The organism is Spirilliplanes yamanashiensis (assembly GCF_016863475.1).
Taxonomy (GTDB): Bacteria; Actinomycetota; Actinomycetes; order Mycobacteriales; family Micromonosporaceae; genus Spirilliplanes; species Spirilliplanes yamanashiensis.
Genome location: NZ_BOOY01000022.1, coordinates 60,291 through 79,945 on the forward strand (window position 1 = coordinate 60,291; position 19,655 = coordinate 79,945).

The window sequence follows — 19,655 nt, forward strand, 5'->3', positions numbered from 1 at the left end:
CCCCTTCCCTCCACGTCCGGCCGCCAGCCTAGAACCACCCACCGACGACAATCGGTGTCCACGCCCGCCCGATACTGGTCGAGGCCCCGGTATCACGGAAACCGCTATTATTGTACAACGTACAGTTGAAGGAGGTCCGGTGACCGACCTCGCCCGTTCGCTCGCCCTGCTGTGGCGCAGGGACGTCGGCCAGCCGGCGGCGCGCCGCGGCCGCAAGCCCGGCCTGACCGTCGACGCGGTCGTGGACGCCGCCACCGCCCTGGCCGACGCCGAGGGCGTCGACGCGCTCACCATGCGCCGGCTCGCCCAGCAGCTCGGCGTCGTGCCGATGACGCTGTACACCTACGCGCCGGGCAAGGCGGAGCTGTTCGACCTGATGCTCGACAAGGCGTACCTGGCGATGGAGCGGACCGACACGACGGGCCGGCCGTGGCGGGAGCGGCTGACGGCGGTCGCGGCGGAGAACCGCGCCCTGTTCGCGCGGCACCCGTGGGCGCTGGCCGCCCCGATGGCGCGCCCGACGCTCGGGCCGGGGCAGATGGCCAAGTACGAGCACGAGCTGCGCGCGTTCGACGACTGCGGGCTCGGCGACGTCGAGCGGGACGAGGCGCTGACGTTCCTGCTGGGGTTCGTGCACGCCGCCGCCCGGTCGGACGCGGAGACCCGGGCGATCCGCGCCGAGCAGAGCGACGAGCAGTGGTGGGGCCAGGTCGCGCCGCTGCTCAGCGAGATCGACTACTCGCCGTACCCGGTGGCGGCGCGGGTCGGCGCGGTGGCCGGCGAGGCGCTGCAGGCCGCGTACCGGCCGGACCGGGCGTACGAGTTCGGCCTGGCCCGCGTCCTGGACGGCCTGGGCGTGCTGATCGAGCGCTGACGTGACCGGCGTGACGGCGGGCGGCCGCCCGGCCGACGTAGGCTCTGACACTGTGACGGCGATCGAGGACATCCTGGCCCGGGCGGCCGACGGCGGGCGGATCACGCCCGCCGAGGCGCTGCTTCTGTACACCGACGCGCCCTTCCACGCGCTCGGCGAGGCGGCCGACGCGGTGCGGCGCCGGCGGCATCCGGACGGCGTCGTCACGTACCTGATCGACCGCAACATCAACTACACCAACGTGTGCGTGACGGCGTGCAAGTTCTGCGCCTTCTACCGGGCGCCGAAGCACCGCGAGGGCTGGTCGCACCCGACCGAGGAGATCCTGCGCCGCTGCGGCGAGGCCGTCGACCTCGGCGCCACCCAGGTGATGCTCCAGGGCGGCCACCACCCCGACTACGGCGTCGAGTACTACGAGGAGCTGTTCTCCTCCGTCAAGGCGGCGTACCCGCAGCTCGCGATCCACTCGATCGGCCCGAGCGAGATCCTGCACATGGCGAAGGTCTCCGGCACCTCGATCGAGGAGGCCGTCGTCCGCATCAAGGCCGCGGGCCTCGACTCGATCGCCGGAGCGGGCGCCGAGATGCTGCCCGACCGCCCCCGCAAGGCCATCGCGCCGCTGAAGGAGTCCGGCGCCCGCTGGCTGGAGGTGATGGCCGTCGCGCACCGCAACGGGCTGTCGTCCACCGCCACGATGATGATGGGCACGGGCGAGACGAACGCGGAGCGCATCGAGCACATCCGGATGATCCGGGACGTGCAGGACCTGGCGGTCGCCAACGGGTACGTGGACTCGCCGGTCGAGCAGGCCGGCTCGGTGGGCGGCTTCCGGGCGTTCATCCCGTGGACGTACCAGCCGGAGAACAACCACCTCAAGGGCCGCACCCAGGCGACCACGATGGAGTACCTGCGGTTCATCGCGGTGTCCCGGCTGTTCTTCGACAACGTCTCGCACCTGCAGGCGTCGTGGCTGACCACCGGCAAGGACGTCGGCCAGCTGGCGCTGCACATGGGCGTCGACGACCTCGGCTCGATCATGCTCGAGGAGAACGTCATCTCGTCGGCGGGCGCCCGGCACCGCTCGAACCTGCACGAGCTGATCTGGATGATCCGCACGGCGGGCCGCGTCCCGGCGCAGCGCGACACCCTCTACCGCCACCTCGCGGTGCACCACACCCCGGCGGACGACCCGACCGACGAGCGCGTGGTCTCGCACTTCTCGTCGATCGCGATGCCCGGGGGCGGTGCGGGCCGCACGACGCTCCCGCTGGTCGACGCGAACTGAGAAGCCACGATCACGGTACGTCACAACGGCCTCGTCCGTTCGGCCCGCGGCGCGACGCCGTTCGCCGAACGGACGGGGCCTTAAGGTTTCGATAAGGTAACGCCATACCGGTCATTACGGTTCTTCGATGGACCAATGCGGGGATCTTGGCGGCTCGTGGGGGTCGCGCGGCATGGATGAGGATCGCTAACCTGCGCCCTCGAGTCCTGTCCGTCCTACGGGGAGCCCCTTTCATGACCTTCCGCAACCTGGCGCGAGTCGGTGCAGTCGGCCTGCTGGCCACCGGTGCCCTGGCCGCCGCCGCCACCCCGGCCCTCGCGGCCGACGTCGACTTCGGCCTCGACCTGACCGGCTCCACCATCGCGGCCGACGCGAGCGGCAAGTTCGCCCAGGTGGGCGTCTCCAACAACGGCACCACCAAGCCGAAGACCGTCGGCATCACGTTCGACGTGAGCAAGCTCGACCTGTCCAAGGTGGAGGTCGACCTCGGCACGGGCGGCTGCACCTTCGTCGACGAGATCGCCGAGTGCGAGCTGGTGGCCGAGGACATCCCGGCCCCGGGCGCCTCCTCCGACCTGTGGCTGCCGCTGCAGAAGAAGGACGGCGCGACCGGCGCCGCCGGCAAGCTCACCATCTCGCTCACGGTCGCGGGCGACGCGGACAAGACGAACAACTCCAAGACGGTGGACGTGACCGTCGGCGGCAGCGGGGTCGACCTGCAGATCGAGTCGCCCGACGTGACCGTGGTCGACAACGACGGCTTCACCGGCAAGCCGGTCGAGCCGGGCGCGGGCAGCGCCCTCGCGGTGTACGCGCTGAACCAGGGCGACCGCACGGCCCGGGGTCTCACCGTCACGGCGACGCTTCCCGAGAAGTCCAGCTTCGTCACGGACGACGCCGACGAGGAGTGCACCTTCTCCGGCCGGACCGTCACCTGCTCGTATGACGAGATCGAGCTGATCCCGGCCGACCTCGACGAGACCACCAACAAGGAGCTGTCCAGCCGGGCGTTCTTCTTCCCGGTCCGGGTGGCCGAGGACGCGAAGGGTCCGGCCCTGAAGGGCGGCGTCTCCACCGGCGTCGCGATCGAGACCGCCGAGTCCGCCGACGTGCGCCGCAAGGCCGCCGCGCCGGCCGCGCCGTCCAAGAACTCGCGTGAGCTGACGGCCGCCGAGGTGCAGGACATCGACTCGACCGACAACGAGGACACCTTCTCGGTCCTGGTCACCGTCGCCGAGGGTGGCGAGGGTGGCGGCGGTGGCCTGCCGGTCACCGGTCCGGCCGCGCTGGGCATCGGCGCGGGCGGCGCGGCCGTCCTGGCCGCCGGCATCGCGATGTTCCTGGTGGCGCGCCGCCGCCGGATCGTCCTGGTCGCCCCGCGCGACGAGAAGTAAGACGTTCCGTCTCGACGGCCCGGCTGCACCCCTTGCGGCCGGGCCGTCGCGGCAGTCCGACGCTGCTCCTGAGTGGACGGTGGCGGGCGACGGGGGCTCCGAATTGATATCCGTCCGGTAACAAAAACTCCGGCATAGCGGAATCTCTATGCGTTGTCGCCCTGGAGCGGCGCAGCTCACAGTGGCGCGCCGAATCCATTGATCGCTAACGTCCCCGCCGTATTCGCGCCCGCCCCCGTGGAGCCCCTCATGATCCTGCGCACCCTCACGCGCGTGTCCGCCGCCGCCCTGCTCACCGCGGGCGTCGTCGCGTCCGCCGCCTCGCCCGCCCTCGCGGCGCCGAAGGAGGCGGACATCAAGGTGACCGTCTCGGGCCTGCCGCTCGACTCCCGCGAGCCCGCCAAGGCCGCGACGTTCAAGGTCACCAACAAGACCAGCAAGCGGATCGACAACGTCCTGGTGAAGTTCGACTTCACTCAGCTCGATCTGACCCGCGTCAGCAACCAGCTCGGCATCCCGGGCAACCAGGGCTGCGAGACGGTCGAGGGCACGCTGGTCTACGTCTGCGACTACGGGCCCCTGGCGAGGAACGGGTCCATGGAGGAGCAGCTGCCGCTGTACGCGGTCGAGGGCGTCCCGGCCGGCCCCGCCGGGTCCGTGCACCTCGAGGTGTCCTTCGGCGGCCGTGACACGCACGACGAGGACAACAGCATCGAGGTGCCGATCGAGATCGTCGGCCCGCCGGCGCCCACCCCGACCGTCACCCCGACGGCCACGCCCACCGCGACGCCGACCGGCACCCCCACGGCCCAGCCGACCGTGTCCCCGAGCGTCACGCCCACTCCGGGCGACGGCGGCACGGGTGGCGGCGACGGTGGTGGCCTGCCGGTCACCGGGCCCGCGGCCATCGGCATCGGCGTGGCCGGTGCGGCGGCCATCGCGCTCGGTGTGTTCCTGTTCGTGGTCGCGCGTCGCCGCAAGACCCGCCTGGTGACGCCGGACGACATCGCCTGACGTTTGCCCACCGGCTCCGGCCGGCCACATAGATGAGAGCGCGGCGCCCGGCGGGTGCCGCGCTTCTCGCTGTCCGGGGTGGGGTAGGAACGGCCGGGTGAGCGCCGTCATCGTCATCACCGGGATCATGGCCGCCGGCAAGTCGACGGTCGCGCAGGCCGTCGCGGAGCGGCTGCCGCTCGCCGCGCACGTCCGCGGGGACCTGTTCCGCCGCATGATCGTGTCGGGGCGGCGGGAGTTCGAGCCGGGCGCGGAGGAGGAGGCGGCGGCGCAGCTGCGCCTGCGGTACGACCTGTCGGCGCGGGTGGCCGACGGGTACGCCCGGGCGGGCGTCACGGCGGTGGTGCAGGACGTGATCCTCGGGCCGGAGCTGGCGGCGTACGTGGACCGGATCGCGACGCCGCGGCGGCACGTCGTGGTCCTGGCGCCGCGGCCGGAGGTGGTGGCGGCGCGCGAGGCCGGTCGGGGCAAGCGGGGGTACGGGGCGTGGACCGTCGCCGACCTGGACGCGTCGCTGCGGGCGGAGACGCCGCGGCTGGGGCTGTGGCTGGACTCGTCGGACCAGACGCCGGCGGAGACGGCGGACGAGATCCTGCGCCGGCTGCCCGAGGCCCGCGTGTGAGGGTCCCTCGCGCGGTGTCGGTGGCTGCCCGAACGGCCAGGTGGGGACCGGCGAACCGGGGATGCCGGGTTGCTCCTGCGTAACGATGAAGCGGGCGAACGCGGAGAAATACCGACAGAAGCGGCCGTGTCGGGCTTCCCAAGTGCGTTTGCGCTGGTTACCGTGCCCGCGTAACACCTGAACGTCGCCACGGCACGGCCGCCGGCGGCGAGGTCGGACCCGACCGACGGCGGTCGTCCATATAACGCAAGGCGCAGGGGCGGGATGGTTCTCCATCCCGCCCCTGCTGTGTCCCGGGTCAGGTCAGTGCGGCGCCGACGGCGCGCGAGTACGCGGCCCAGTCGCGCGGCCGGTCCTCCCGGCCGGCGAGCCACCCCTGCCGCAGCAACCCGTGCGGCCAGGTGGTCAGAGTGCCGGGCGGCCGCCCGGCCGCGGCGGCGAGCCGGTGGGAGACGTAGACGTCGCCCGGCAGCAGGGCGCCGTCGCGCAGTGCGGCCGGCGTGGGGACGAGCTCCTCCACCTCCACGGCGGCGTACGCCGGGTCGAGCTCGGCGACCACGGCGGCCATGGTGCGCAGCAGCGCCCGGCTGCGGGCGGCGGCCCGGTCGGCGTCCTGGCGCGACCAGGCGTCGGACGGCACGCCCCACTCGTTCGTCTCGGTGATCAGCTCGGCGAGCCGGTCGGGGCGGGCGGCCCGGATCTCGACCCGGCCGAGCTTCGGCACCCGGGGCGGGTCGCCGGTGGCGCCGGCGGCCGCGGCCAGCCGCGTCGCGTCCGGCGGGACGGTGTCGAAGCAGAAGCCCACGATGAAGAACGATCCCCGCACCGCCGGGAGGACAGTCGCGATCACCGGGCGGCGGGGTCCTGGCAGAGTAAGGGCGTGACCCGCGCAGACCTGGACAAGCAGCCGCACGAGATCGCCGCCATGTTCGACGGCGTGGCCCGGCGCTACGACCTGACGAACACCGTCCTCGCCTTCGGCCGGGACCGGGGCTGGCGCCGGGCGACCCGGGCGGCGCTGGACCTGAAGCCGGGGGAGCGGGTGCTGGACGTGGGCGCCGGCACCGGCGTCTCGACGGAGGAGCTGGCCCGCTCGGGGGCGTTCGCGGTGGGCGCGGACCTGTCGACCGGCATGCTGCGGGCGGGGCGCCGGGTGCGCCCGGACGTGCCGCTGCTGGCGGGCGACGCGCTGCGCCTGCCGTTCCCGGACGCGACGTTCGACGCGGTGACGATCTCGTTCGCCCTGCGCAACGTGCAGGACACCGACGGCGCGCTGGCCGAGCTGGCGCGGGTGACCCGGCCGGGCGGGCGCCTGGTGGTGTGCGAGTTCAGCCACCCGACGGCGGCCGCGTTCCGCACTGTCTACCTGCGCTACCTGATGGGCAGCCTTCCGGCGGTGGCGCGGGCGGTGTCCAGCAACCCGGAGGCGTACGTGTACCTCGCCGAGTCGATCCGGGCGTGGCCGGATCAGCGGGAGCTGGCCGGCCGGATCGCACAGAGTGGCCGTTGGCGCGGCGTCGGATGGCGCAATCTGACCGGGGGCGTGGTGGCGCTGCACCGGGCCACGCGGGACTGAATTCGGACACCGAGGAACAAAGCACATTCGACGACGCCCGAGTTTCCGAAACTGGGCTAAAAGCGCCTAATCCGGTGTTTAGCTGACTCGCAGGTGCACGACAGCTGCGGGGGTGAGGCAAGGCATGACCGCGATCAGGCAGATGCCCTACGACGACGGCCCGGCCGGCGACGGCGACCAGGGACAACGGCAGGCGCTGGAGCTGGCCGACCGGCTGCGGACGCTGGCGGCGTCCGACCCGGACCTGGCCCAGGATCTGGTGGACCGGCTCATCGAGGGACTGAACCGCGCGACCGAGGGCGCCTTCGACGAACACGTCGAAAAGGAGCTCGCCAAGAGCGGTGCAAAGCCGTCCGGAACGGTGCATTCATCCGCGCGAAACAGTTAGGGTTCCCTTACCCATAGGCCCTTCGATGGCCGTCCTAGACTCCCCTCGTCGGGGATTGTGAACTGATTCACGATCTCTGCCAGCGGAGGTGAGACATGCAGGAGCAGGTAGTCATCGACGAGGCCGACGTCATCGTGGTCGGCGCGGGGCCGGGCGGCTCCGCGGCGGCCTACCACATGGCACGGCACGGCCTGCGGGTCCTGCTGCTCGAGAAGACCGAGTTCCCGCGGGAGAAGGTCTGCGGCGACGGGCTGACCCCGCGCGCCTCCCGCCAGCTCGTTCGCATGGGCATCGACACCTCCGAGAAGGCCGGCTGGATCCGCAACAAGGGCCTGCGGGTCATCGGCGGCGGCGTCCGGCTCGAACTCGACTGGCCCGAGCTGGCCTCCTACCCGAGCTACGGCCTCGTGCGCACCCGGCTCGACTTCGACGACATGCTCGCCCGCCGGGCCGTCGAGGCCGGCGCCGTCCTGCGCACCCGGGTCAACGTCACCGGGCCGGTCCTCGACGCGGACGGCCGCGTCGTCGGCGTGACCGCCGAGGACGGCCCCGGCAAGGAGCCCGTCGCCTTCACCGCGCCGCTCGTGATCGCCGCCGACGGCGTGTCCGGGCGGCTGCCGCTCGCGCTCGGCCTGGCCAAGCGCGAGGACCGGCCCATGGGCGTCGCGGTCCGCCGCTACTACCACTCGCCGCTGCGCGCCGACGACGACTACCTGGAGTCCTGGCTGGAGCTGAAGAGCCCCGAGGCCGGCGACGCGCTGCTGCCCGGCTACGGCTGGCTGTTCGGCCTCGGCGACGGCCGGGTCAACGTGGGCCTGGGCGTGCTCAACTCCTCCAAGGCCTACGGCCGCACGAACTACCGCAAGATGCTGACCGACTGGCTCGCCGGCACCCCCGCCGAGTGGGGGCTGCGCGACGAGGCCAACGCCGACGGCAACATCCTCGGCGCGGCCCTGCCCATGGGCTTCAACCGGGTGCCGCACTACACGCGTGGTGTGATGCTGGTCGGCGACTCCGGTGGCATGGTCAACCCCTTCAACGGCGAAGGCATCCCGTACGCGATGGAGTCCGGCGAACTGGCCGCGGAGATCGCCGTGCAGGCGCTCGCCCGGCCCGCCGGCCCCGACCGGGAGCGCGCCCTGGCGGCGTACCCGGCCGAGCTGAAGCTGCGCTACGGCGGGTACTACCGGCTGGGCGGCATCTTCGTGAAGCTCATCGGCCGGCCCGAGATCATGCGGATCGCGACCAAGCACGGCATGCCGCACCCGGTGCTCATGCGCTTCGTGCTGAAGTTGCTCGCGAACCTGACCGACCCCCGCGGCGGCGACGCCATGGACCGGGTCATCAACGCCATGACCAGGGTCGCCCCCGCGGTGTGACCCCCGTGATCGGCTGCCGATACGGCCACTCTTAGTGTGAACTGAGCAACAGGGCTGGGAAGGACGAGCAGGGAGAAAACATGACGCTCTCGCCTTACGTACCCATCGTCGGGTTATTGATCCTGGGTGCGCTGTTCGCCCTGTTCTCGGTGTCCATCGCGCCGATCGTCGGGCCGAAGCGCTACAACCGCGCCAAGCTCGAGGCGTACGAGTGCGGCATCGAGCCCGCCCCGCAGCCCGTCGGCGGCGGCCGGTTCCCGGTGAAGTTCTACCTGACCGCGATGCTCTTCATCATCTTCGACATCGAGATCATCTTCCTCTACCCGTGGGCCGTGTCCTTCGACGCGCTCGGCCTGTTCGGCTTCGTGGAAATGGTCCTGTTCATCGTCACCGTGTTCATCGCCTACACCTACGTGTGGCGACGCGGCGGCCTCAACTGGGACTAGGAGGGTCGCAGCATGGGTCTTGAGGAGAAACTGCCGAGCGGCATCCTGCTCACCTCGGTGGAGAAGCTGTCCAACTGGGCGCGCAAGTCCTCGTTCTGGGGCGCCACGTTCGGGCTGGCCTGCTGCGCCATCGAGATGATGGCGGCGGGTGGACCGCACTACGACCTCGGCCGCTGGGGCATGGAGGTCTTCCGGGCCTCGCCGCGGCAGGCCGACCTGATGATCGTCGCCGGCCGGGTGAGCCAGAAGATGGCCCCGGTCGTCCGGCAGATCTACGACCAGATGCCGGAGCCGCGCTCCGTCATCTCCATGGGCGTCTGCGCGTCGTCCGGCGGCATGTTCAACAACTACGCGATCGTGCAGGGCGTCGACCACATCGTGCCGGTCGACATCTACCTGCCCGGCTGCCCGCCGCGGCCCGAGATGCTGATCGACGCGATCCTCAAGATGCGCGAGAAGGTCATGGCCCAGCCGCTGGGCCCGACCGGCCGCAAGATGCTCGAGGCCCGCCAGGCCCGCGGCGACGTGCCGATCGTCGCGCCGGGCGCCATGCCCTCGTCGTATCGCGCGGACAAGAAGCGCCGCGCCGCGTGGGAGCAGGCCGTGCTGGAGGGCCGCGAGGAGCAGCTGCGCATCGAGGACTGGATGCAGCGCCAGCCGCACCTGCGGGGAGGGGCCTGATGAGTGACGCGACCAACGAGCCGGGCAGCGAGCTGAACGCCGTCCCGACCGGGGCGAACATCGGCTCGCCCGCCGAGGTCTCGCCGACCATCCACGCCGAGCACGGCATGTTCGGCGTGCAGGGCACCGGCGACGTCTCCGGCTTCGGCGGCCTGGTGCGGCGCCGGCCGAGCACGCAGGACACCCCGCGGCCGTTCGGCGGCTACTTCGACGAGGTGCACGACGCGCTCGAGGAGGCCTACCCGGGCTTCGCCGACGCGATCGAGAAGGTCGTCGTCGACCGCGGCGAGCTGACCCTGCACGTCAAGCCGGAGAAGATCCGCGAGGTCTGCCAGGTCATGCGCGACGACGAGGCGCTGCGCTTCGAGCTGTGCTCCTCGGTGTCCGGTGTCGACTACCTGGGCAGTGACACCCGCCGGCTGCACGTCGTCTACCACCTGACGTCCATGACGTACCGCCGGGTGGTCCGGCTGGAGGCCGCGGTGCCGGTCGACGGCCGGCTGCCGAGCGTCACCAGCGTCTACCCGACCGCCGACTGGCAGGAGCGGGAGGCCTACGACATGTTCGGCGTGGTCTTCGAGGGCCACCCGAACCTGACGCGCATCCTCATGCCCGACGACTGGGAGGGCCACCCGCAGCGGAAGGACTACCCGCTGGGCGGCGTCGCGGTCGAGTACAAGGGCGCCGAAATCCCGCCTCCTGACAAGCGGAGGGTCTACCAGTGACAACCTCTGGATACGCCACCGAGCGCGACACCACCGAGGGCAAGGTCTTCACGGTCACCGGCGGCGACTGGGACACGGTCACCGGCGGCATCGACCCGCTGAGCAACGAGAAGATCGTCGTCAACATGGGCCCGCAGCACCCGTCGACGCACGGCGTGCTGCGGCTGGTGCTGGAGCTCGAGGGCGAGACGGTCACCGAGGTCCGCCCGGTCATCGGCTACCTGCACACCGGCATCGAGAAGAACCTCGAGTACCGCAACTGGGTGCAGGGCACGACGTTCGTGACCCGCATGGACTACCTGGCGCCGCTGTTCAACGAGGCGGGCTACTGCTTCGCGGTCGAGAAGCTGCTCGGCATCACCGACGACATCCCGGAGCGGGCGCAGACCATCCGCGTCATGTTCATGGAGCTCAACCGGATCTCGTCGCACCTGGTGTGGCTGGCGACCACCGGCATGGAGCTCGGCGCGATCTCGATGATGCTGTACGGCTTCCGCGAGCGCGAGTACATCCTCGACATCTTCGAGGAGACGTCCGGCCTGCGGATGAACCACGCCTACTTCCGCCCGGGCGGCCTCGCCCAGGACGTGCCGGACACGGCGCTGGCGAAGATCCGCGACTTCCTCGTCTACCTGCCGAAGAAGCTCAAGGAGTACGAGGCCATGCTGTCCGGCCAGGTCATCTGGCAGGAGCGCACCCAGGGCGTGGCCGTGCTCGACGTGACGGGCTGCCTGTCGCTCGGCATCACCGGCCCGGTGCTGCGCGCCGCCGGCCTGCCGTGGGACCTGCGCAAGACCATGCCGTACGCGGGCTACGAGAAGTACGAGTTCGACGTGCCGACGGCGCAGACCGCCGACGTGTGGGGCCGCTACCTGGTCCGTCTCGCCGAGATCCGCGAGTCGCTGAAGATCGTCGAGCAGTGCCTCGACCGGCTGCGCCCCGGCGCCGTCATGGTCAAGGACAAGAAGATCGCGTGGCCGGCGCAGCTGGCGATCGGCGTGGACGGCATGGGCAACTCGCTCGAGCACGTCGCGAAGATCATGGGTCAGTCGATGGAGTCGCTGATCCACCACTTCAAGCTCGTCACCGAGGGCTTCCGGGTGCCGCCCGGCCAGGTCTACGTCGGCATCGAGCACCCGCGCGGCGAGCTGGGGGTGCACGCGGTCTCCGACGGCGGCACCCACCCGTACCGCGTGCACTACCGCGACCCGAGTTTCGTGAACCTGCAGGCCATCCCCGCGATGGCCGAGGGTGCGCTGCTGGCCGACGTGATCGCCGGCGGCGCCTCGCTGGACCCCGTGATGGGTGGGTGTGACCGTTGACCGACACGCTGTACAGCCCCGCCGCAGCTCCGCTCGCCGAGCTGCACGACGAGGCGCAGGCCATCCTGGCGCGCTACCCCGAGGGGCGGGAGCGTTCCGCGCTTCTGCCGCTGCTGCACCTGGTGCAGTCGGTCGAGGGCTACGTCAGCCCGGCCGGGGTGGCGTTCTGCGCCGAGGTCCTGGGCATCAACAAGGCCCAGGTCGGCGCGGTGGCGACCTTCTACACGATGTACAAGCGCCGCCCGACCGGTGACTACCTGGTCAGCGTGTGCACCAACACCATGTGCAACGTGCTCGGCGGCCAGGAGGTCTACGACACCCTGACCGAGCTGCTCGGCGTCGGCCACCAGGAGACGACGGCGGACGGCACCGTCACGCTGGAGCACGCCGAGTGCCTGGCGGCCTGCGACTACGGCCCCGTCATGACGGTCAACTACGACTTCTACGACAACGTGACGCCGGAGTCGGCGGCGGGCGTCGTGCAGGGCCTGCAGGCGGGCCAGCGCCCGGCGCCGACCCGCGGCGCGCGGCTGTGCACGCTGAAGGAGATGTCGAAGCAGCTCGCCGGCTTCGCGGACGTGCGCGACGGCGCCGTCGCCGACGGCCCGGCCGGCGCGCCGACGCTGCGCGGCGTGACGCTGGCCCAGGAGCACGGGGTGGCGGTGCCGGGCTTCAACCCGGACACCCCGATCCCGACCACCAAGCCGGCCCCCGAGCGTCCCGGCGACCACAGGGTCGCCACGGCCGCGAAGAAGGTCGCGAGCACGGTGAAGTCGGCGGCCACGAACGTCGCCGGCAAGGTCGGCGAGAAGGTGGCCCACCGCAACGCGGGCCGCGACGTCCCCGCCGGCGACGTGAAGGACCCGGAGAGCCGGGCGGCCGAGGCGCGCAACCCCGACGCCTCCACGCCGGCCCCGGACGCCACCGGCGCGTCGACGGCCGCCGGCACGCCGGTGCAGGCCGGCGCCGGGCCGGACGCGCCCGCCGGTGACGGCAAGCCCGTCGGCGACGAGGGCGGCCGGGCGCAGGAGCGCAACCTCGAGCAGGCTGAGGAGAAGAAGTGACGCAGCCCCGACGGGAGGTCCTCGAGAAGCTCACCCCGGTCCTCACCAAGCGCTGGCTGTCGCCGGACGCCTGGAAGATGTCCGTCTACGAGCGACTCGACGGCTACGCCGCGCTGAAGAAGGCGCTGGGCGTCCACCCCGACGACCTGATCCAGCTCATCAAGGACTCGGGCCTGCGCGGCCGCGGCGGCGCGGGCTTCCCGACCGGCCTCAAGTGGGGCTTCATCCCGCAGGGCGACGGCAAGCCGCACTACCTGGTCGTGAACGCCGACGAGGGTGAGCCGGGCACCTGCAAGGACCTGCCCCTGATGACGCACGACCCGCACTCGCTCATCGAGGGCTGCATCATCGCGTCCTGGGCGATCCGGGCCAACCGCGCCTACATCTACATCCGCGGCGAGGCGGTGCACGCGGCCCGGCGGCTGCGGCACGCCGTCGACGAGGCGTACGCCAAGGGCTACCTCGGCAAGAACATCCTGGGCTCGGGCTTCGACCTGGACCTGGTGGTGCACTCCGGCGCCGGCGCGTACATCTGCGGCGAGGAGACGGCGCTGCTCGACTCGCTGGAGGGCTTCCGCGGCCAGCCGCGCCTGCGCCCGCCGTTCCCGGCGATCGCCGGCCTGTACGCGAGCCCGACGGTGGTCAACAACGTCGGCACCATCGCGAGCGTGCCGTACATCGTGCTGGGCGGCGCCGACTGGTGGAAGAGCATGGGCACGGAGAAGTCGTCCGGGCCGATGATCTACTCGCTGTCGGGCCGGGTCGTGCACCCGGGCCAGTACGAGGCCGGCCTCGGCATCACGCTGCGCGAGCTGATCGAGCTGGCGGGCGGCATGCTGCCGGGTCACCAGCTGAAGTTCTGGACGCCGGGCGGCTCGTCGACGCCGCTGCTGGCGGCGGAGCACATCGACACCCCGATGGACTTCGAGTCGGTGGCGGCCGCCGGATCCATCCTGGGCACGACCGCGACGCAGATCTTCTCCGACCAGGACTGCCCGGTGTACGCGACGTACCGGTGGCTGGAGTTCTACCACCACGAGTCGTGCGGCAAGTGCACCCCGTGCCGCGAGGGCAACTACTGGATGGTCCGGGTCTACCGCCGCATCCTGGCCGGTCACGGCACCCACGAGGACCTGGACACCCTGCTGGACACCTGCGACAACGTGCTGGGCCGCTCGTTCTGCGGCCTGGGCGACGGCGCGACCAGCCCGGTGACCAGTTCGCTCAAGTACTTCAAGCAGGACTACCTCGACTACATCGAGGGCCGCACGGCTCCGCGCCTGTCGGAGAAGGCCCTGGTAGGAGCGCACTGATGACGGACGTGGCGAAGAGGACCGACGAGGTCACCCTCACCATCGACGGCGTGGAGGTGACCGCCGCCAAGGGCGAGCTGGTCATCCGGGTCGCCGAGCGGATGGGCATCGCGATCCCGCGGTTCTGCGACCACCCGCTGCTGGCCCCGGCCGGCGCGTGCCGGCAGTGCCTGGTCGAGGTCGAGGGCCAGCGCAAGCCGGTGGCGTCGTGCACCCAGACGGTCGCCGACGGGATGATCGTCAAGACGCAGCTCACCTCGCCGGTCGCCGAGAAGGCGCAGAACGGCGTGATGGAGCTGCTGCTCATCAACCACCCGCTGGACTGCCCCACCTGTGACAAGGGCGGCGAGTGCCCGCTGCAGAACCAGGCGATGTCCAACGGCCGGGCGGACTCGCGGTTCCACGAGCACAAGCGCGAGTACGAGAAGCCGATCCACATCAGCACCCAGGTGCTGCTGGACCGCGAGCGGTGCGTGCTGTGCCAGCGCTGCACCCGGTTCTCGGAGGAGATCGCGGGCGACAAGTTCATCGACCTGATGGACCGCTCGTCCGGCGAGCAGATCAACGTCTACCGGGACGACTTCTTCGGCGGCGAGGGCTACGGCGACGGCCACGCGGGTGAGGGCGAGGGCGACGTCCCGTTCAACTCGTACTTCTCCGGCAACACGATCCAGATCTGCCCGGTGGGCGCGCTGACCGGCAAGCAGTACCGGTTCCGGGCCCGCCCGTTCGACCTGGTGTCGGCGCCGAGCGTCTGCGAGGGCTGCTCGTCCGGCTGCGCGATCCGCGTCGACCACCGCCGCAACAAGGTGCTGCGCCGGCTCGCCGGCGAGGACCCGACGGTGAACGAGGAGTGGAACTGCGACAAGGGCCGCTGGGGCTTCCAGTACGCCACCGCGATGGACCGCCTGACCACGCCGATGGTGCGGGACGCGGCCACGGGTGAGCTGCGCGAGGCGTCCTGGAGCGAGGCGCTCGTCGTGGCGGCCGAGGGCCTGGCGGCGGCCCGGTCGAAGGGCGTCGGCGTGCTGACCGGCGGCCGGCTGACCGTCGAGGACGCGTACGCGTACGCAAAGTTCGCGCGGGTGGCGCTGGGCACCAACGACATCGACTTCCGGGCGCGGCCGCTGTCCACCGAGGAGCAGGACTTCCTCGCGGCGCAGGTCGCCTCCACCACGGGCGTCACGTTCCTCGACGTGGAGGCCGCGCCGGCCGCCGTCGTCGTGGGGCTGGAGCCCGAGGAGGAGACGGCGATCCTCTTCCTGCGCATGCGCAAGGCGAACCGCAAGCACCGGCTCGACGTGCTGGCCGTGGCCCCGTACCTGTCGCGCGGCTTCGTGAAGACGGGCGCGCGGCTGATCCCGGCGGTGCCCGGTGACGAGGCCCGGATCCTCGCGGAGGACCCGGAGGTGACCGCGGCGCTGTCGCAGCCGGGGGCGCTGCTGTTCGTCGGCGAGCGGCTGGCGACCGTGCCGGGTGGCCTGTCGGCCGCCGCGGCGCTGGCCGAGCGCACCGGCGCGCGCCTGGCGTGGGTGCCGCGGCGCGCGGGCGACCGCGGCGCGGTCGACGCCGGCTGCCTGCCGAACCTGCTGCCCGGTGGCCGCCCGGTCACCGACGCGGCCGCCCGGGCCGAGCTGGCCCGCGCGTGGGGCGTGGCGGAGGACGCGATCCCGGCCACGACCGGCCGCGACACGGACCAGATCCTGGCCGCGGCGCGCGACGGGCAGCTCGGCGGCCTGGTGGTGGCCGGGGTGGACCCGTCCGACCTGGCCGACCCGCTGCTGGCCGACGCCGCGCTCGACGCGGTGCCGTTCCTGGTCAGCATCGAGCTGCGGCGCGGCGCCGTCACCCGGCGCGCGGACGTGGTGTTCCCGATCGCGCCGCCGGTCGAGAAGGCCGGCACGTTCGTGAACTGGGAGGGCCGCCTGCGCAGCTTCGACCAGGTGCTCGAGACGACGGCGATGGCCGACGCCCGGGTCCTGGAGGCGCTGGCCGCGCAGCTCGGCGTCGCGCTCGGCACCGGCGACGTGCACAGCATCCGCCGCGAGCTGGGCCGGATGCCGGCGACCGCCGCCGGCCGCCCGGCCGCCCCGGCGGTCGCGCCGGTCGCGCCGGTGCGGCCCGAGGCGGGCGAAGCGATCCTGGCCACCTGGCCGCAGCTCATCGACCTGGCGTCGGCGCTCGACGGCGACGAGGTGCTGATGGGCACGGCCCGCCCGCCGGTCGTCCGGCTCGGCAAGGCCGCCGCCGCGGACCTGGGCGTCGTCGACGGCGACCTGGTCACGGTGTCGACCGGCCGCGGCGCGATCACGCTGCCCGCGGCCCTGACCGACCTGCCCGCGGGCGTGGTCTGGCTGCCCACCAACTCGCCCGGTTCCACGGTGCGCCGCACGCTCGGCGTCTCCGGCGGTGCCGTGGTGAAGCTGAGCGCCGGCGCGCCCGGCCCGCTCCTCGGAGGTGCCCGGTGATGATCCTGGCTGAGGACCCGACTCTCCAGACCTTCGAGAACGACGTCTGGTGGATCGTCCTGATCAAGCTGCTCGGCGTGTTCGTCGTGCTGCTGCTGCTGACGCTGTTCACGATCAACTACGAGCGCAAGGTCGTCGCCCGGATGGCGGTGCGGCCGGGCCCGAACCAGGTCGGCCCGAAGGGCTGGCTGCAGAGCCTCACGGACGGCGTCAAGCTGCCGTTCAAGGAGGAGATCATCCCGAAGACGGCCGACAAGGTCGTCTACTTCATCGCCCCGGTCATCTCGGCGATGTGCGCCTTCACGGCGTTCGCGGTGATCCCGTTCGGCCCGGTGGTCACGATGTTCGGCCAGCGGACGGCGCTGCAGCTCACCGACGTGCCGGTCTCGGTGCTGATCGTGCTGGCCTGCGCCTCGATCGGCATCTACGGCATCGTGCTGGCGGGCTGGGCGTCCGGGTCGACGTACCCGCTGCTCGGCGGCCTGCGCTCCAGCGCCCAGATGATCTCGTACGAGGTCGCGATGGGCCTGTCGTTCGTGGCCGTGTTCATGACGGCGGGCAGCATGTCGACCTCGGAGATCGTCAAGGCCCAGGCCGGCGGCGACCCGCAGGAGATCTTCGGCATGGAGGTGACGGCGCCGAGCTGGTACGCGGTGCTGCTGCTGCCCAGCTTCGTCATCTACTGCATCTCGGCGGTCGGCGAGACGAACCGCGCCCCGTTCGACCTGCCCGAGGCGGAGTCCGAGCTGGTCGGCGGCTTCCACACGGAGTACTCGTCGTTCAAGTTCGCGCTGTTCTTCCTCGCCGAGTACATCAACATGATCACCGTGTCGGCGATCTGCACGACGCTGTTCCTCGGCGGCTGGCGGGCCCCGGCCCCGATCACGACGATCTGGGCGGGCGCGAACTCCGGCTACTGGCCGCTGATGTGGTGGCTGGTCAAGGTCCTGATCCTGCTGTTCGGCTTCATCTGGCTGCGGGCCACCCTGCCCCGGCTGCGCTACGACCAGTTCATGCGCTTCGGCTGGAAGGTCCTCATCCCGGTCAACCTGGTGTGGATCCTCTTCCTGGCCGGCGTCCGCGTCATCAACGACGAGGCGTCGCGCGGCACCCGGATCATCCTGATCGTGGGTATCGCCACGGTGGTGCTGCTCATCGCGCTGCTCTGGCCGTCGGCCAAGAAGGCGCCGCAGCTCAGCGTCGAGGAACAGATCCAGGCCCGCCCCCAGGGCAGCTTCCCCGTCCCACCGCTCGACCTCCAGGTGCCGCCGAGCCCACGGGCGCGGCGCGCGGTCGCGGAACGCGCGCCCGCCACGGTCGGCGGCGACTCCCGCGGCGACGAGCCCGCAGACAAGGAGGTGTGACGTGGGTACGTTCACCGGCTCCTTCAAGGGCTTCGGCGTGACCTTCGCGCACATGTTCCGCAAGGTCATCACGACCGACTACCCGTTCACGCCGCCGTCGCCGGCGCCGCGCTACCACGGCCGGCACATCCTCAACCGGCACCCGGACGGCCTGGAGAAGTGCATCGGCTGCGAGCTGTGCGCCTGGGCCTGCCCGGCGGACGCGATCTACGTGCAGGGCGCCGACAACACCGACGAGCAGCGGTTCTCGCCGGGCGAGCGGTACGCCGGCATCTACCAGATCAACTACGCCCGGTGCATCTTCTGCGGTCTGTGCATCGAGGCCTGCCCGACCCGTTCGCTCACCATGAGCAACGAGTACGAGCTGGCCCGCGACTCCCGGCAGGACCTGATCTTCACGAAGGAGCAGCTGCTCGCGCCGCTGCTGCCGGGCATGGAGCAGCCGCCGCACCCGATGCGCCTCGGCGAGACCGACAAGGACTACTACATCGGCGCGCTCACCAACCCGGGCACGTCGGCGGGCGCCGAGCGCGCGCCGTGGTCGGAGTCGGGCACGCGCGACGCCATGCCGACCGACGCGGACGGCCGGGCCGAGACGGCGGGCACTGCCCGGCGTGACGGCGCGCGCGCCGAGGCGGCCAGCTCCGGCCTGGTGAAGGAGAAGCGATGACCGCCACCGTTCTGGCCGCCGAGGCCGCGGGCCGGGTGTCCGCCGGCGAGGCGTGGGCGTTCTGGATCCTCGGGGCCCTCGCGGTCGTCGGGGCGCTCGGCATGGTGCTGGCGCGCAACGCGGTGCACTCCGCGCTGTGGCTGGTCGTCACGATGCTGTGCCTGGGCTTCTTCTACGTGATCAACGCGGCGCCGTTCCTCGGCGCGGTGCAGATCATCGTCTACACCGGCGCGATCATGATGCTCTTCCTGTTCGTGCTCATGCTCGTCGGCCGCGACGCCTCCGACTCGCTCATCGAGACGCTGCGCGGCCAGCGCGTCGTCGCGGTGCTGCTGGGCCTGGGCTTCGCCGGCCTGGTCGCCACCGGCCTCGGCCGGGCGCTGGACGGCACCACCGCGGTCGGGCTGACCGAGGCGAACGCCCCGGGCAACGTGCAGGCCATCGCCGGCCTGCTGTTCTCCCGGTACGTGCTGGCCTTCGAGATCACCTCGGCGCTGCTGATCACCGCCGCCGTCGGCGCGATGGTCCTGGCGCACGTCGAGCGCGGCAAGGAGGACCGCTCGGACCAGGTCGAGCGGATGCGGCAGCGGTTCGCGCCCGGCTCGTACCCGGCCCCGAAGGCCGGCCCGGGCGTCTACGCGAACACGATGTCGGTCGCCGTCCCGGCGCGCCTGCCCGACGGCAGCCAGAGCGAGCGCAGCATCTCGAAGATCCTGCCGCAGCGGGAGCTCACGGCGCCTGAGGCCGCCCCGAAGGGAACCGAGAAGTGACTCCCGACTACTACCTCGTCCTCGCGGCGATCCTGTTCACGATCGGCGCGGTGGGCGTGCTCGTCCGGCGCAACGCGATCGTGCTGTTCATGTGCATCGAGCTGATGCTCAACGCCGCGAACCTGACGCTCGTCGCGTTCAGCCGCATCACCGGCACGCTGGACGGCCAGATCATGGCCTTCTTCGTGATGGTGGTGGCAGCCGCCGAGGTCGTGATCGGCCTCGCCATCATCATGTCGATCTTCCGGGCCCGGCGGTCCGCCAGCGTCGACGACTCCAACCTCCTCAAGTACTGACAGG

The 19,655-nt window shown here is 71.6% G+C and carries 20 protein-coding genes; 19 read left to right on the forward strand and 1 reads right to left on the reverse strand.

Annotated features, from left to right (window positions below):
- Nucleotides 1–139 precede the first annotated feature (139 nt).
- From Sya03_RS14890 to Sya03_RS14910, 5 genes are all read left to right on the forward strand, one after another.
- Nucleotides 140–874, forward strand: coding sequence for a TetR/AcrR family transcriptional regulator (locus Sya03_RS14890; RefSeq protein ID WP_203938882.1), 735 nt, complete (start codon nt 140–142; stop codon nt 872–874).
- A gap of 52 nt (nt 875–926) precedes the next feature.
- On the forward strand, nt 927–2,159 hold the full coding sequence (gene mqnC, locus Sya03_RS14895) for a cyclic dehypoxanthinyl futalosine synthase (RefSeq protein WP_203938883.1): 1,233 nt from the start codon (nt 927–929) through the stop codon (nt 2,157–2,159).
- Between the two features lie 233 nt (nt 2,160–2,392).
- Nucleotides 2,393–3,553 (forward strand): hypothetical protein, encoded by a 1,161-nt coding sequence (locus tag Sya03_RS14900; RefSeq protein WP_203938884.1) that lies wholly within the window; start codon nt 2,393–2,395, stop codon nt 3,551–3,553.
- Between the two features lie 249 nt (nt 3,554–3,802).
- Complete coding sequence (locus Sya03_RS14905) at nt 3,803–4,567, forward strand: hypothetical protein (protein ID WP_203938885.1); 765 nt, start codon at nt 3,803–3,805, stop codon at nt 4,565–4,567.
- Between the two features lie 97 nt (nt 4,568–4,664).
- Nucleotides 4,665–5,189 (forward strand): AAA family ATPase, encoded by a 525-nt coding sequence (locus tag Sya03_RS14910; RefSeq protein WP_203938886.1) that lies wholly within the window; start codon nt 4,665–4,667, stop codon nt 5,187–5,189.
- A 298-nt stretch (nt 5,190–5,487) separates the two neighbouring features.
- Here the strand turns inward: Sya03_RS14910 and Sya03_RS14915 are convergent, their stop codons facing one another.
- A complete protein-coding gene (locus Sya03_RS14915) occupies nt 5,488–6,015 on the reverse strand; it encodes a hypothetical protein (protein ID WP_203938887.1) in 528 nt (175 codons plus the stop codon).
- A 54-nt stretch (nt 6,016–6,069) separates the two neighbouring features.
- Here Sya03_RS14915 and Sya03_RS14920 point away from each other — a divergent pair, with 54 nt between their 5' ends.
- The 14 genes from Sya03_RS14920 (at nt 6,070) to nuoK (ending at nt 19,651) form a co-directional block, all read left to right on the forward strand.
- Nucleotides 6,070–6,765, forward strand: coding sequence for a demethylmenaquinone methyltransferase (locus Sya03_RS14920; protein ID WP_203938888.1), 696 nt, complete (start codon nt 6,070–6,072; stop codon nt 6,763–6,765).
- A 124-nt stretch (nt 6,766–6,889) separates the two neighbouring features.
- Nucleotides 6,890–7,153, forward strand: a complete 264-nt coding sequence (locus Sya03_RS14925; RefSeq protein ID WP_203938889.1) for a hypothetical protein — start codon at nt 6,890–6,892, stop codon at nt 7,151–7,153.
- Nucleotides 7,154–7,248: 95 nt separating this feature from the next.
- Nucleotides 7,249–8,532, forward strand: coding sequence for a geranylgeranyl reductase family protein (locus Sya03_RS14930; RefSeq protein WP_203938890.1), 1,284 nt, complete (start codon nt 7,249–7,251; stop codon nt 8,530–8,532).
- A gap of 80 nt (nt 8,533–8,612) precedes the next feature.
- Nucleotides 8,613–8,978 carry an NADH-quinone oxidoreductase subunit A gene (locus Sya03_RS14935; protein ID WP_203938891.1) on the forward strand — a complete coding sequence of 122 codons (366 nt, stop codon included), beginning with the start codon at nt 8,613–8,615 and terminating at the stop codon, nt 8,976–8,978.
- A gap of 12 nt (nt 8,979–8,990) precedes the next feature.
- On the forward strand, nt 8,991–9,659 hold the full coding sequence (locus Sya03_RS14940) for a NuoB/complex I 20 kDa subunit family protein (protein ID WP_203938892.1): 669 nt from the start codon (nt 8,991–8,993) through the stop codon (nt 9,657–9,659).
- The gene (locus tag Sya03_RS14945) at nt 9,659–10,384 is read left to right on the forward strand and encodes an NADH-quinone oxidoreductase subunit C (protein ID WP_203938893.1); all 726 of its coding nucleotides are present in this window, start codon (nt 9,659–9,661) and stop codon (nt 10,382–10,384) included. Before Sya03_RS14940 ends, Sya03_RS14945 begins: the two co-directional genes overlap by 1 nt.
- Nucleotides 10,381–11,706, forward strand: a complete 1,326-nt coding sequence (locus Sya03_RS14950; protein ID WP_203938894.1) for an NADH-quinone oxidoreductase subunit D — start codon at nt 10,381–10,383, stop codon at nt 11,704–11,706. The genes Sya03_RS14945 and Sya03_RS14950 overlap by 4 nt, the downstream gene beginning before the upstream one ends.
- Nucleotides 11,703–12,770 (forward strand): NADH-quinone oxidoreductase subunit NuoE, encoded by a 1,068-nt coding sequence (nuoE, locus tag Sya03_RS14955; protein WP_203938895.1) that lies wholly within the window; start codon nt 11,703–11,705, stop codon nt 12,768–12,770. The genes Sya03_RS14950 and nuoE overlap by 4 nt, the downstream gene beginning before the upstream one ends.
- The gene (gene nuoF, locus Sya03_RS14960) at nt 12,767–14,083 is read left to right on the forward strand and encodes an NADH-quinone oxidoreductase subunit NuoF (protein WP_203938896.1); all 1,317 of its coding nucleotides are present in this window, start codon (nt 12,767–12,769) and stop codon (nt 14,081–14,083) included. The genes nuoE and nuoF overlap by 4 nt, the downstream gene beginning before the upstream one ends.
- Complete coding sequence (locus Sya03_RS14965) at nt 14,083–16,551, forward strand: NADH-quinone oxidoreductase subunit G (protein ID WP_203938897.1); 2,469 nt, start codon at nt 14,083–14,085, stop codon at nt 16,549–16,551. The genes nuoF and Sya03_RS14965 overlap by 1 nt, the downstream gene beginning before the upstream one ends.
- Nucleotides 16,551–17,915, forward strand: a complete 1,365-nt coding sequence (nuoH, locus tag Sya03_RS14970) for an NADH-quinone oxidoreductase subunit NuoH (RefSeq protein ID WP_203938898.1) — start codon at nt 16,551–16,553, stop codon at nt 17,913–17,915. Before Sya03_RS14965 ends, nuoH begins: the two co-directional genes overlap by 1 nt.
- Before the next feature lies 1 nt (nt 17,916).
- On the forward strand, nt 17,917–18,585 hold the full coding sequence (gene nuoI / locus Sya03_RS14975; protein ID WP_203938899.1) for an NADH-quinone oxidoreductase subunit NuoI: 669 nt from the start codon (nt 17,917–17,919) through the stop codon (nt 18,583–18,585).
- On the forward strand, nt 18,582–19,355 hold the full coding sequence (locus Sya03_RS14980; protein ID WP_203938900.1) for an NADH-quinone oxidoreductase subunit J: 774 nt from the start codon (nt 18,582–18,584) through the stop codon (nt 19,353–19,355). The genes nuoI and Sya03_RS14980 overlap by 4 nt, the downstream gene beginning before the upstream one ends.
- Nucleotides 19,352–19,651 (forward strand): NADH-quinone oxidoreductase subunit NuoK, encoded by a 300-nt coding sequence (gene nuoK / locus Sya03_RS14985; protein WP_203938901.1) that lies wholly within the window; start codon nt 19,352–19,354, stop codon nt 19,649–19,651. The genes Sya03_RS14980 and nuoK overlap by 4 nt, the downstream gene beginning before the upstream one ends.
- The last annotated feature ends 4 nt before the right edge of the window (nt 19,652–19,655 follow it).